This window comes from Dyadobacter pollutisoli, assembly GCF_026625565.1.
Classification (GTDB): Bacteria; Bacteroidota; Bacteroidia; order Cytophagales; family Spirosomataceae; genus Dyadobacter; species Dyadobacter pollutisoli.
Genome location: NZ_CP112998.1, coordinates 2973769 through 2988553, shown reverse-complemented (window position 1 = coordinate 2988553; position 14785 = coordinate 2973769). Strand labels below are relative to the sequence as shown.

Below are 14785 nucleotides of genomic sequence, written 5' to 3'. Positions count from 1 at the left end.
AGAACCTTGCTGATAATTAACCAAATAGGCTGATCGAAAGGTAAAATGCGCAGGCGGTTTTCTTTAATCGTCTGTCGATACTTTGCAGAATAAGCGTTTTCTTAGCCGTTAAATTAAACCTAAACCCAAATGTCTGAAAAAGCCAAACCCGGCGCAGCGGGGCAGCCGGGAATATTTAGTCTGCTGGCTCCATATAAGGGGTTGATTATCTTGCTGTTGCTTTTTGCCTTGCTAAGTAATGGCATTAACCTTTGGTTGCCCAAGATCATTGCGGACGGGATCGACGATTACACGCACCAGCGTTTTGACCTGAAATTTACGCTGATCGAATTTTCCATAGCGGTGGTTCTGGTGTTTATTTTCGGGTACCTGCAAAGCATTATCCAGGTGTACGCTTCCGAAAAAGTAGCCCGCGATCTGCGCACCCGGCTGTCGGACAAGATCTCGCGGCAAAGCCATGCTTTTATCGAAACGGCCAATCCGTCCAAGCTGCTCACGAACCTCACGGCCGATACCGATTCGATCAAGCTTTTTGTATCCCAGGCCATTGTTTCCATCGTTTCTTCGTTGTTTATCATCATCGGTGCGAGTATACTTTTAATAAGTATCAACTGGAAACTGGCATTGACGGTGATCGCCATTATCCCGATCATCGGCGGTACATTTTTTCTGACATTGCGCAAAGTACGGGCTCTTTTTATCCAAAGCCGGGAGGTGATCGACTGGCTCAACAAGATCATTAATGAGAGCATTCTCGGCTCGGCACTGATACGGGTTGTTAATTCCCAGCAACTCGAATACGCGAAGTTCCTGGAAGCAAATACCAAAGCAAAAGACTTCGGATTGGCTATTTTGAGCCTTTTTGCAGCATTGATACCCGTTATTACATTCACCGCCAATCTATCGGGGTTGACGATTCTGGTACTTGGCGGGCATTTTGTCATTGACGGTTCGATGACGCTCGGCAGTTTTGCTGCATTCAACAGCTACCTCGGTATGCTGATCTTCCCGATCATGATCATCGGGTTCATGAGCAATGTGATCGCGCAGTCGACAGCCTCGTTCCAACGGATCTCGGCAGTCTTGAATGCGCCGGATCCCGAGGAAAAAGGGAAGGCTCAGGACGTATTAAGAGGCGATATCGAGCTGAGAAATGTGTCGGTGAAGTATGGTGAAAAGCCTGCGCTCAAAGAGGTTTCCATGTCCATCCATGCAGGTTCCAAAATAGCGGTCATTGGTCCGACAGCTGCCGGGAAAACACAACTGTTATATCTGCTCACCGGGCTGATCGCCCCACAGGAAGGAACTGTTGAGTTTGACGGAAAACCGATCGACTACTACGACAGCGAATCGTTTCACCAGCAGGTGGGGTTTGTTTTTCAGGATAGCATTGTTTTCAATATGAGTATCAGGGAGAACATTGCGTTCAGCAGCACGGTGACCAATGAATCTCTCCAAAAAGCGATAGACACTGCCGAATTGACCACATTCATTGAAAGCCTGCCCGACAAGCTGGATACCATTGTTTCGGAGCGGGGATCGAGCCTTTCGGGCGGACAAAAGCAGCGTATCATGTTGGCCCGGGCACTGGCGATCAATCCCAAAGTGTTGTTGCTCGACGATTTCACTGCTAGGGTTGATACCAACACAGAAAAGAAGATCCTCGCCAATGTGGAGCAGAACTACCCCGGCATCACATTGATTTCGGTGACCCAGAAAATCGCGGCCATTGAGCATTATGACCAGATCATTGTACTGATGGAGGGAGAATTGATCGCCAACGGTACGCACAACCACCTGATGGCCACGAGTCCGGAATACGTTCAGATTTTTAATTCACAACAGAGCACCAGCAACTATGAACTACGATCTTAACAAACTTTCGGAGCCGGAGCAGAAAACTTCCACCTACAAGGCGCTCGGAAAACTATTGAAGCTGATCTCTCATGAGCAAAAAAACCTCTCGCTGGCGTTTCTCGCGATCATTCTCAATACGTCTGTCAATTTGTTCGGGCCTTTCCTGATCGGTCACGCCATTGATAAATATGTGGTTACCAAGCAATTTCATGGCTTACTGGTTTTTGGCGGGATCCTGCTGGGAATGTACCTGATCGGACTCGTCACTTCGTACCAGCAGACGATCCTGATGGGCGGGGTAGGGCAGCGGCTCCTGTTTACATTGCGCAATGCCATTTTTAACAAATTACAACAGCTACCCGTCGCGTTTTTCAATCAGAACAAGGCAGGCGACCTTATTTCAAGGGTCAATAATGATACCGATAAATTGAACCAGTTCTTTTCACAGTCACTGATGCAGTTTGTGGGCAGTATTTTCACCATGCTCGGCGCGGGGATTTTTCTCCTGGCGATCAATGTCAGGCTGGGTGCTGCAGCGCTGTTACCGGCGGTACTAATCCTGGTCTTCACAATGGTGTTGTCGCCGTGGGTGAAAAGCAGCAATGCCAAAAACCTGAAAAGTACCGGTGGGCTGAGTGCCGAAATTCAGGAGAGTCTTAGCAATTTCAAAGTCGTGATCGCATTCAACCGTAGAGATTATTTCAGAAAACGCTTTCAACTGGCTAATTTGGACAATTACCAAACCTCGATCCGGGCGGGACTGGCCAATAACATTTTTATGCCCGTCTACACGCTGTTTTCCAATATTGCCCAACTGATTGTCCTCACCTATGGTATTTATCTGATCAGCATGGGTGAGTTCACCATTGGTTTGCTGGTAAGCTACCTGGCGTATGCCGTCCATTTTTACAATCCATTGAGGCAGCTGGCTGCGTTATGGACCAACTTTCAGGTGGCTATGGCAGGCTGGGACCGCATTTCGCACATTCTTACCCTGGAAACGAACTTGACCGCCCTGCCGGAAACCGAAACGGTTGCCGGACCATTACTGGAATTCAGAAATGTGCATTTCGGATATGATACCAAGGAAATATTACATCATGTAAGCTTCAAGTTGGAACGCGGCAAAACCTACGCGTTGGTAGGTCCAACAGGCGGCGGTAAAACGACCACTGCTTCGCTGATAGCCCGCCTCTACGATCCAAAAGAGGGTACCGTTTTGCTGGACGGCAAAGATATCCGTAGTTACAGCGCCGAAGAACGCAGCCAAAAGATTGGTTTCATTTTGCAGGAGCCATTCCTGTTCAGCGGCACGATCCGCGAAAACATCCTTTATGGCAATGAGCAATTGAAGGATCATTCCAATGAAAAGCTCGAACAGGTGATCCTGAGTGCTAATATGGGCGAGATACTGGCCCTGTTTGATGACGGACTGGATACGAAAGTAACTTCTGCGGGCGATAGCATTAGTCTGGGCCAAAAACAGTTGATCGCATTCATGCGAGCCGTTTTGCGGAGCCCGGAGGTATTGATCCTCGACGAAGCGACGGCCAATATCGATACGGTTACGGAGAAATTACTAGGTAATATTTTGAAACAGCTTCCCGATTCTACCACCCAGGTTATTATCGCGCACCGGCTGAATACCATTGAGAGCGCGGACGAGATATTTTTCGTGAATTCGGGAGAGGTAAACCGGGCAGGTTCGCTGGACGATGCTATGCATATGCTACTGAAAGACAACAGGACCAGTTAACCGGCCCTGTTTGTCTTCTTTTTATTATTCCTCCGGCACTCCTACGACTTTGATGTCAGTGATAGCCCCATGTTTTGTCAGCAGGGATCTCAGTTTTTCATAGTCAACTTCCTGGACGGTACTTTGGTTATCAATCGCCATTACTGCGGCGGTGCCGACGGCCTGGCCCAGCGCCATAAACGTCCATTCAATGCGGATAGCGCCATAAGCAAGATGGCTCGACGAGGGGCAGGTAGGCGTGAGCAGGTTCGTGCATTCCGACTTTTTGGGCACCAAAGCGCGGTACGAAATCGGCAACGGCCGCCAATGTGCATCGCCTCCGAACACAGATCCCTCATTATATGCCGCTCCATCCCTCACGATGCGCCTCACGCTATGCAGGTCGGTGGGCCAGTAGGCAATGGTTACCGGGTCGGCCACGGGCGTCGGATTGTCCCGCTTTACATGATGCTCGGTGATCACGTAATCCGACACCATTCTGCGCGCATCCCGGACGTAAAACATTCTGGGAAATCCATTGTTGTCGGTGAATTCATCTTTGGCATAGCCCCAACCCGACCATTTCCTTTGCAATGTACTGTCGAGCCTACCCACTTCCGGGTCATTGGCCAGAAAATAAAACAGCCCTTTTGTAAATGTCTCGTGCTCGGCCAGTATGCGTTTCCGCGTTGCATAGTTGCCTTCGGGATAGTCGACATTCAAGCCGTACAAGTTATGCGAAAGGTCATGCCATGCTCCCAGATCGGTCTTTCCATTGGGTAACTCTGCGCCGGGGGTATATAATTTGCCTCCCGCTTTCAGGTACCGGAGATAAATCTCATAATCCGCTCTTTTGAAGTTTTTCGGTGTATAAAAAGCAATCTTGTTGCCGGTTTTTTGAGTCAGGCAAACACGGAAGCAGTAGGCCTGCAAATGGTTATCACCCGCGCCGGGTATACCCAGTTTCTCATCCTGAATGGTAGGGATAAGCCCGCTGGTACTGTCCCCCGGGATCTTGTAAGGATCTACTTTTACCAAAAACGGCGCATGCGTGTTGGTTGCCCGGATACCATTAAACGTTTCGTTGTAAGTGGCGTTAGCCTCCCTGCCCACTGTCGTGCTCACTCCTGCCGCAGCCAGTAAATCGCCCTCAATGGTAGCATCAATGAAAATTTTGGCTTCGAATGTGCTGCCGGTTTCCGTTTTGATGCGTGTGATTTTAGTATCTTTTTTTAAAACCGCATTCTTCGATTCGCTCAGCCGGGTTTTGTAAAAAAGGCTGATCTTGTATTCTGCCAGCCATGCTTTGATCACTTTTCCCGCCACGCTGGATTCCAGTCGCCAGAGGTTCGGTTTTTTCTCACCGTCCCGGAGCATTTTTTCAAAAGCTTCGTCCCGGCCGTAAGCCTTCGCGACACGCTTGTAAAATTCCAGCGCAATCCCGCTCACCGCCGGACTGTTGCGGAATTCTTTATGATTATCCACGTCGGTACCACCCAGGCCTTCCACCACATGACCGCCAATATGAGCTGTCGGTTCCAGTAGCGCCACCGATTTGCCCATCCTCGCCACCTGGATAGCCGCCGCGTACCCACCGGCCGAGCCACCGTAAATCACCACATCGAACTTGTGCTGCCCGGCTGCATTGAATGCGGTCAGCAATAAAAGAGGCAAGACCAAACTCAGCTTTTTCATAGCCCTATTTATGAACATCTTTACCTCCATTCCAAATCTGATGATCGATGCTAATGATAACTCCTTTTTCTTTTAACCGTCCTTGCAACTCACTCACATTCAGTTGCTGAACATCCTTCTTTTGCTTCGACGCCATGGCCGCCGCGATTCCGGCGCTATTACCGAGCTGCATCCAGGTACATTCCACACGGGCGGAGCAAAATGCAACGTGCGACACTGATAAACAGCCCGGTACCAGCAGATTACTACATTCGGTCGCCTTCGGTGTGATGGTGCGATAGGAGAATTCGTAAGGCTCGGTAGTTGCATGCCAGATGCGGCCTTCATTCACAAACTGCGTTTTGGAAACCGCTACCCGCTGCACATGATGGCTATCAATCCAATGTGATCCGAGACAGATAGCGTCCGGTTTTTTACGGTCTTCCAGAATGTCCCTTTGAGTCTGGATCAATGCCCCCTTCATCCGGCGGCCTTCGCGGATATATAAGTAGTAGGGAAAATTGCCATTGTCCTTGAATTCGTCCGCCGTAAAACCATATTGATTTACTTCATCGTGAAGCTTTTGCGGCACCGAAGGATCATTGGCCAGAAAATACAACAGTCCCAGCGTCCAGTTTTTGTGGTCGTCGTAAATGACCTGGCGTTTTTGGTAATCAGCATCCGGATATTCTACATTACCTCCGAAATGTCCCAGGGAAATGACCGATTTTTGCTTATTGTTGGTCTCAAACTTTCCTTTGGGATAAGTCCACGAGTACATGTCAATGATGTCCCGGAATTGGGTTTCAGGCTTATTTTTCAATAATCTGGACAAAAGAACGTACCGGTTCACATCATAATGTTCCGGTTTTGGAAAAGCAACACGATCGGCATTGGAAGACATCATGACCCTGAAATTGTAGTTCATCACCCTGTTATCGGCCTGGCCTTCGGTGAGTGTGCTTTTTTCAACAAACCCCGGTAACAACTTCCCCGAATCGTCATATGGAGAAGCGTCGATGGGCTCGTCCATAAAACGTACTCCTGCATACGACTCCCCGTATTGCGCCTTACTTTCCCGACCGTAAGTGTACGACACGCCTGCTTTTGCCATAAGGTCACCCTCATAGGTAGCATCAATAAATACATTCGCACTTACTTCCTCGCCATTTGTGAGGCTGATGGTCCTGATTTTCGCACCGTCTTTTTTTACTGTTTGGACAAAATTTTCATAGATCACTTTCACCTTCGCTTCGGTGAGCAGGTCATTAAAAGTCTTTTCTGCGACGTGCGATTCGAAATAAAATTCAGTTTTGGGTTTTCCGTAAAACTGGCTCATCCGGCTGTAAAATTCCAGCGGCAACCCCGAGATCGTTTCCTCGATCATATGTTCCGATTCCGCAGTCCCGATTCCGCTGGTATTCATGCCGCCAACGTGTCTGGTCTGTTCAATGAGCAATACTTTGGATCCTTCCCGCGCGGCTGCGACTGCGGCGATCACGCCACCTGGCGTCCCGCCGTACACGACTACGTCATAACTGCCTTGCGCAGAGGAAAATAGAAAAGTAAAAGAGAGTAATATGGTCAGTAACAGTTTCATTTTTATTTAATTAAGAATCAAAGGCTGGCTTCGTTGCCGCCAGCCTCCGACCGGTGAGTTTCGATTAAAAATGATCATTAATAACCCGCATTCTGCACAAGTGCCGGGTTGACGTCGATTTCCTGAAGAGGTATCGGGTAGAGCAAATGTTTGGCATCGGCAGTAACGCCAATCGCTTTCATCGCCTCCACATACTTGCCGGTCCGCAGCAGATCCCAGCGCCGGTGACCTTCAAAACTTAGCTCCCAGCCCCGTTCCTGCAAAACCGCATCCCGGAACTGTGCCTGAGAAAGCCCGGCCAGATCGGGTAATACAGTAGCCGCAGCCCCATTTCGGGCTCTTGCCCTCACCAGGTTGATCGCATTGTAAGCCTCGGCCGTCGGAGCACCCAACTCGTTCAATGCTTCGGCGTACATCAGGAGCACGTCGGCATAGCGGGTTACGATGAAATTGTTCCGCGCCGACGACTCTCCGCAAGCCAAAGGGTCCCAGTATTTATCCGTATGCGGGCCTGTCCTCGACGCTACTATCGTGCCGTTCGCCAGTTTTTTCTCCGTGATCACCGTTACTTCTTTGCGGTAATCGCCTTGTTGGAAGGAGCTTGCAAATGCTGGTACTACCTGGTAGGTACCGCCCGTGAGGTTGATAGGATAAGTAAAAAAGATGGCAAAGCTGACGGCCATCTGGCTTCCATAAGTGGGCAGCACGCAGCTGTACTGAATGGAAAAAATGTGTTCGGGACCATTCTCTTTTTCAGGAACAAACAGGTCATGATAATCAGGTACGAGGCTATATGCTTTTGAATCAATGACTTCCTTTGCTTTTGCGGCAGCATTCGTCCAGTCTTTGCGGGTCAGGTATACTTTGGCAAGAATGGATTTGGCCGCCCCCGAAGTAGCGCGGCCGATTTCCGTATCTGCCGTGAATTTGACGGGCAGTACCTTTTCAGCCTCCTGCAAATCCTGGATGATCTGCTGGTACACCTGCTCCTGCGCGTCGCGCGGGATTTGCACATTGACCACATCATTGCTCACAGCGGTTACCAGCGGCACATCGCCAAAGGCCCGGACGAGATTGAAGTAGGCCAGCGCGCGGATAAACTTCGCTTCACCAACGATCTGGTCGCGAAGCTTCACGTCCATTGTAATCTTGGGAACATTGCCAATGACCCGGTTTGCCCGGTCGATCAGAACGTAGCTCGCTGTATAAAACTGGTCAAACAGCCCTGTACCGCTATTGAACAGGTTTTTGTGGATCTCTGTACCACCGCCATTCTCTTCCCGCACCTGACATTCGTCCCCATTCAGGTCAGCCAGGTTGATCATTGTCATTCCGTAAACGCCTTTCAGCCGGTCATAAACCGCGTTGATCGCGGACGTTGCATCGGCGGCGGAATTGAATGAATTGGATTCTTCGAAAAAGCTGAGCGGTACTTCTTCCAGGTTATTTTCACAAGATGCCGAAACCATCAGCAGGAGCAGCATACATATGTTTAATATTTTCATTTTCAGGTCGATTTAAGGGATTGATGTCAGAATGATAGTGAAGCCCCAACTGTGAATGTTCTTGCGGCAGGGTAGGAATAGTTGTCCAGCCCATATTGCATGTTGCTGCTGAAATCCGAATTCACTTCCGGGTCGTATCCTCTGTATTTGGTAAAAGTTGCCAGGTTCTGCGCGCTCACATATACTCTTGCACGTTTGAGCCAGTTGGTTTTGACTTGAAAAGCATAGCCTAGTGATATGTTTTTCAGGCGAACGAATGATCCGTCCTCAATGTAAAAGGAATCGGTATTCGTACTTCTCCATTGCCTGATCGACGGTAAGGCGTTGGATGGTCTGTCGGCGCGCCAGGCTCCGTTGATGACCGTTTTGAGCAGGTTGTCACTCGGGTCGGACTGCTCCATGGATTTACGCGTGGCATTCAGTATCGTGTTGCCCTGTACGCCCTGGAAAAATACCGAAAAGTCAAAGCCCCGGTACGAAATGTTATTGGTAAGCCCGAAAATAAACTGTGGCATTCCTTTGCCCAATATCTGGCGATCTGATGCCTCGTTGAATACACCGTCGCCATTTACATCCTTGTAATGTATGGCCCCGGGCAGGTCACCAGCCCTCGCGAGGTTTCCGGCAGCCTTGATTTCGTCGGTACTCTGCCAGATTCCTTCAAAAACATTGCCATAAAATGAACCCACTGATTCTCCCACTCTGACGATCGAGTTGCCGAACAGAAACTGGTCTGCATTGTTCAGTTTGATCACTTTGTTTCTATTGACAGAAATATTTCCGTTGGTTTTCCATTTGAATGCGCCGTCAACATTAATGGTGTTGATCCCGAGTTCAAAACCTTTGTTTTCCAGGCTGCCAATGTTGCGGGTAACGCTTGTAAAGCCGGTTGTGGAAGGCAACTCCACGGCCAGTAAAAGGTCCGTGGTGGTTTTGATATAATAATCACCGGTAAGCTGTATACGGTTGCTGATCAGGCCCAGGTCGAAACCAATGTCAAACTGTGCGGTTTTCTCCCAGCGCAGGTCCGGATTGGCAATGCGGGAAGCCTGGCTGGCGAGTACTTCCTTGTCGCCAAATACGGTACGGGAGGTGTTATACTGCGAAAGCGAGTTATACAAACCAATGCCGTCGTTGCCGGTAATCCCGTAGCTGACCCTCAGTTTCAGATCACTGACCGACTTGATATTTTTCATGAAACTTTCGTCGGTAACGCGCCACGCAAATGCCCCGGAAGGGAAGAATCCATATTTATTATTAAGCCCAAAACGCGACGAACCATCGATCCGCCCCGTTAATGTGAACAAGTAGCGATCCAATAACCGGTAATTGACGCGCCCCAGATAAGAGTTAAGGCCCCATTTATTCAATGCACCTCTTGCTGGCAAAGGCTTATTGGCGAGACCAATGTTATTGGCACCCAAGGTATAACTCGGGAAATCCTGCGCCTCGGCATAAGTCCGTTCCTCACGGTTGCTTTGGAAAGTCACACCGGCGACAACGTCGAAAGCATGCGCATTGAATTTTTTGGAATAAGTAAGGATATTTTCATTCAAGAGGTTGAGATTATTGGAAGTGCCATTGCTACCGTAACCATTGACGGTATTTCCCAGCAGCGTTTGCGGCGTGTAGAAGATATTCCGACGGGTGTTCAGCACATCCGCACCCAGGCTGATCCTTGCGCCAAGGCCTCCGCCTATCGTGATATCACCGAACATATTTCCCAAAATGCGGTCGGTAGTCAGGAGATTCGTAGTCGTTCTGGCGACAGCGACGGGGTTAGCGACGGAATTAAATCCTGAGCCGGAGCCCACGTTGAGCAACTGGTAGTTTCCGTTAGCATCAAAAACCGGGCTCGCCGGAGACACACGGACGGCTAAACCCACCACTCCATTGGCGCCTACTTCATTCACGCTGTTGTTGTAGCTCCTGGTCATGGTGAAATTCGTGCCAATTTTCAGTCGCTTGCTTATTTTCGCGTCCAGGTTGATCCGGGAAGTATATCTTTTGAAATTCGAGGTAATCACAATACCGTCCTGATTGAAATAATTGCCGCTAACCACATACCTGATTTTATCGGTACCTCCTGAAAAAGACAGCTGATAATTCTGGATCGGGGCCGTGCGGTATATCTCTTTTTGCCAATTGGTACCCACGCCATATTCTGATGGTTTTTTGGGATATGCGCCCGCCGGGTTACCGTAGCGTTCCGCGAAGTTCAGGTTTCGGAGTTGTTCGTTTTTCGCGCCGGTGTGGTCCTCTGCTGTCGCCAGGTCAAGCATTTTGGTGATTTCCTGCACACCGTAATAGGCATCAAAATCAACACTAACCCGTCCTTCGTGGCCTCGTTTGGTGGTGACGAGTACGACGCCATTGGCACCCCTGGAACCGTAAATGGCTGTTGCAGAGGCATCTTTCAATATTTCAATGGACTCAATATCATTGGGATTGATAGAAGCGAGCGGGTTGGGGAATGACGAGGAGTTGCCCGCTCCGGTAGCAGGATCAGGACTGGTTACCGGAAATCCGTCGATCACGTACAATGGATCATTACTGGCGGAAATAGAGTTGCCGCCCCGCACACGGATCGTAATTCCTCCACCTGGTGCATTGGATGAGTTGGTCACCTGTACACCCGAAACGCGTCCCTGCAAGGCCTGGTTGAATGAACTGACAGGCTGTTCCTGTAACTCAGCAGAACCGATTGAAACGACGGAGCCGGTCAGGTCCCGTTTTTTGACCATACCGTAACCTACCACGACGACCTCATTCAGGGTTTTATCGTCGGCTTTCATGGAAACGTCGATACTGGTACGGTTTCCGACCATAATTTCCTGGCTGAGGTAACCAACGAAAGAGAAAACGAGCATGGCATTCGGATCCGAAATGCTGAGTTTGTAACTCCCATTGTTGTCGGAGGTAGTCCCATTCTGCGTGCCTTTGACCAGAATGCTCACGCCCGGCAGGCCCGCTCCGGTATCGTCGGTAACAATACCCGAAACCTGGATCTCATTGGATTGCGTGTGGTTTAATAAATTACTTTGGCCCGATTCGTTTGCGGGCGGGTCAGGTATATCGCGTTTCAGAATGATCTGTTTGCCGACGATTTCGTACCGGAGGTTGTATGGGGCCAGCAGTTTTTCGAGTACTACCGAAAGCTTTTCATTGGACAAATTCAATGTGATTTTCCGCGAGGCCTGAATCAGGTTGGGGCTGTACGAAAACCTTACGCCGGCGTTCTTTTCTATACCGGACAGCACGGTTTGGATCTTCTGGTTTACAGCCTGGACGGAAATCCTCCTGCTGAGCAACTCCTGCGCATTGACGTCAATGGCCAGGGAGATACCCGCAAAAGTGACTGCGATAAAGAGTTGAAGGACAGACCACTTCATGATTTTTACTACCCAATACAGGGCAGGGTCAATTATTTTCATAATTTTGATTGTTTTGATTGAATTCACATTTGGCAAAACGGCCCGCATCGGTCTCAAGCGATGTCATGGTAACATGAATGGGCATTCGGGGTCGGTAGTGTTAGCGCATTACCGGCTTCTCTTTTTGGTACTGTTTCTTTTCAAATCATTTTTTAAGGGTTTAGGGTTGGTTATTGACGATCGACCATTGACTTGCATCAACCGCACCCCTTCCCGCTGACAATAATCCTCGCGTCAACGATCTGGTAGGTGGCTTCGATACTTTTGCAAATAATGTCGAGCTTATTGTATAGTGATTCTTCTGTGAGATTGGCGGTAAACTGGCAATTGTTGAATAATGCGTCGTCAAATTCGATGTGCAACCCATAGGCTTCCTCCAAAGTTTTAAAAACCTCAGCTGCCGGCGCAGCCTCGAAAACGAAACGCTCATCCAATGGTTTGCGATTTTTGCCAGCGAGCGAACCCGGCTCTTCGACCAGCGATTTGACGAGCTTAATGTCTTGCCGCGACAAAACCGCTTGCTGATTGGGTAGCAGCAGAACACCATCCGACGATGGAGCATTCTTTGCATCTGTGATTGCCTTGGCTACTGCTACTGAAACGCGGCCGGTACTTACTTTGACGGTCACATTCTTATCATCCTTAAATGCTCTGACGTTGAAGCTTGTGCCTAAAACTCTGGTAACAAGCTCGTTAGCGTATACATAGAATGGTTTGTCCGGGTTTTTGGTTACCTCAAAAAACGCTTCCCCGCTCAGGTAAACTTCCCGCTTGGCGGAGGTATTGAATGTAACAGCGAAGCTGATCTTGCTATCCGGTTTCAAAAAAACGGTACTACTGTCTTCCAGCGTGATGACCATTGGCTGGTCGGTATTGTTCACCTTTTCGATCAATGCTACTTCTGCGTGTTCCAGGTTGGTTTCGTAAGAAAGTTGTGACGCAGATTGCTTGTTTAGAAACCACCAGCCCATTAAGAAAATAACGGAAGCTGCCGCTGCCCAGGCTGGCCAGGAAGCGAGGCGGCGAACTGGTGTTTTCTGTTCCAATCCGGCCTGCTCCCTGATGCGCTGAAATACCGCGTCTTCATTCGATTTGTTCGAAAAGTCAGACTCAACCTGGTTTTTGACGGCGAGAAGTAAGTTTCGCGCATTGGTAACCTCCTGAATTTTGCCCGGATGCTTTTCGCGAAAACTTTCCCAAAAAGCATTGGATGCGTCATTGGGGTTTTGTACCCACTTTCGAAAATAGGGGTCCTCAACAAATTCGCTTGTGGTGTATTTTGAATATTTCATGTTGACTTTATCGGAAATAATTGAACTATTCCCTTTAAATAGATAGAGCAGGATGAAATCAGTTTCAACCTTCTAAAACATGAAAATTTTTTGAAAAACTAATAATTTATTTCAAATGCAATGAAAATGAGATAGATAGCCATCTTTCTAAGAATGTAAAGTGCCTTCTGTACCAGGTTCCGGGCGGTTTGTTCCTTGATGCCGAGCATATCAGCAATTTCCGGATAGTCCAGATTATGATAGTACCGAAGCACGAGGGCCTCATTTTGCCGGGGAGGCAGGTTGCTCAGCCAGCTATTCAGTTGCTCTGTCCTGATGTTGGTCTCTTCGTTGATCGAGAAACTGGTTTCGGCTGAGATTTGAGTCGGCAGAAGGTCTTCGGTTACTGTTTCCCAATCTTCGCCATTCACAGTTTCCTGTTTTTGTGATTTGTGAATTTCTCTGCGGAGCGAGCGGAAAAGGTAATATTTCACCGAAATGGCCTGGTTCAATGATTGCCGGCCGCGCCAGATGTTGACAAAAAGGTCCTGGATGGCGTCATTAACAGCATCTTCATCGGGTGTAATGCGTTTACCGTAGCTGAACAAAGTTTGAAAATAACGGCGATACAAAGCCTCGAACGCGAATGTGCTTCCCGTTCTCATCGATGTCCAAAGCATCTCGTCGTCAATATTTGCTTCGTTTTGTTCCAATTTTTCAACAAAAATCAACAAATAAAAACAAGAAATCGGGAAAAATTAAAAAAGTAAAGCACGTGCTTTCTCAAAGCATCCACTTTCGCTCGGTGGTGAATGATATGGTGAGCCACATTTCGTAGTCGCCCTTGATGCGGTCGTGCAGTTGCTGGCGGATCTCATCCAGTTGTGAGACTTGCATATCCGCCAAATTTTTGGGAAGTAAAAAATCAATCTCAATGGTATAGCTGCTGCCGGTTTTGGCCACCCGTACTACTGAATCAATAAAATCGTATTGCTCTGCTATCTGTTCCGAGACTTCATGAATGTTGTCTTCAACTTCATCATCGGGCGCGAATTGGAGGAGCTCGCGTACATTTTTCCAAAAGGTAGTAGCCGGTATCCTTAAAAATACGATCGATATAATTACGACCATGGATGGATCCAGATAGGGGATCAGATGCGCCAGGGAGCCGTTTTTCAGGAAGTATCCGAGGGATAATACCGCCAACACGCCGACGCTCAGCAGTGCATCCAGCTGCCATTCCGTCGATTCGATTCTTACATATTCGGATCCCAATTGAGCCGCTTTGCTCTTGAAAAACAACCATAGCAGGAAGCACACAAAGATGGAGGCGATCAGGTAGGGCAGGGCAATGTCCAGCTCCACGATTTTTCCGCCATTGATAATGTCGATTACGGAGGTAGCCAAAGAATACAAACACAGAAAAATAATCACCGAAGATTGTAATGTGATCGCGAAAGGCTGAAATTGAGACCGGCCGAATGGCAGGTTGTCGTCGTCGGGTTTGCGGATAAAATTGTGGACCAGCAAAGAAACACCCGAAAGGCTAAGTCCTACCATTGAAAAGAGCGCGTCGAAGATAATGGATTTGGAATCACCCATAATTCCGACGACAATAGCCCATGCGGTGAGTAGCGAACCGATCGCGATCGAAATCTTAATGAGTTTTCTTTCTTCTAATCTTTTCTGCCGGGAGTTCATAGCAAGGT

The 14785-nt window shown here is 48.6% G+C and carries 9 protein-coding genes; 2 read left to right on the top strand and 7 right to left on the bottom strand.

The annotated features are described in order from the left end of the window. Positions 1-129: 129 nt before the first annotated feature. Positions 130-1875 carry an ABC transporter ATP-binding protein gene (locus ON006_RS12305; RefSeq protein WP_244820086.1) on the top strand — a complete coding sequence of 582 codons (1746 nt, stop codon included), beginning with the start codon at positions 130-132 and terminating at the stop codon, positions 1873-1875. Beyond that, positions 1859-3613, top strand: coding sequence for an ABC transporter ATP-binding protein (locus tag ON006_RS12300; protein WP_244820085.1), 1755 nt, complete (start codon positions 1859-1861; stop codon positions 3611-3613). Before ON006_RS12305 ends, ON006_RS12300 begins: the two co-directional genes overlap by 17 nt. Before the next feature lie 24 nt (positions 3614-3637). Here ON006_RS12300 and ON006_RS12295 read toward each other — a convergent pair whose 3' ends face one another. The 7 genes from ON006_RS12295 to ON006_RS12265 all read right to left on the bottom strand — a co-directional run bounded on the left by ON006_RS12295 (position 3638) and on the right by ON006_RS12265 (position 14777). Further along, positions 3638-5287 (bottom strand): FAD-dependent oxidoreductase, encoded by a 1650-nt coding sequence (locus tag ON006_RS12295; protein WP_244820084.1) that lies wholly within the window; start codon positions 5285-5287, stop codon positions 3638-3640. Between the two features lie 4 nt (positions 5288-5291). Further along, entirely contained in the window at positions 5292-6866 is a 1575-nt protein-coding gene (locus ON006_RS12290; protein ID WP_244820083.1) for an FAD-dependent oxidoreductase, read from the bottom strand. 77 nt (positions 6867-6943) lie between these two features. Further along, complete coding sequence (locus ON006_RS12285; RefSeq protein WP_244820082.1) at positions 6944-8371, bottom strand: RagB/SusD family nutrient uptake outer membrane protein; 1428 nt, start codon at positions 8369-8371, stop codon at positions 6944-6946. A 26-nt stretch (positions 8372-8397) separates the two neighbouring features. After that, entirely contained in the window at positions 8398-11805 is a 3408-nt protein-coding gene (locus ON006_RS12280) for a TonB-dependent receptor (protein WP_244820081.1), read from the bottom strand. A 197-nt stretch (positions 11806-12002) separates the two neighbouring features. Next, positions 12003-13097, bottom strand: coding sequence for a FecR family protein (locus ON006_RS12275; RefSeq protein ID WP_244820080.1), 1095 nt, complete (start codon positions 13095-13097; stop codon positions 12003-12005). 98 nt (positions 13098-13195) lie between these two features. Then, entirely contained in the window at positions 13196-13789 is a 594-nt protein-coding gene (locus ON006_RS12270) for an RNA polymerase sigma factor (protein ID WP_244820079.1), read from the bottom strand. Between the two features lie 70 nt (positions 13790-13859). Further along, entirely contained in the window at positions 13860-14777 is a 918-nt protein-coding gene (locus ON006_RS12265) for a cation diffusion facilitator family transporter (protein ID WP_244820078.1), read from the bottom strand. Between the last annotated feature and the right edge of the window lie 8 nt (positions 14778-14785).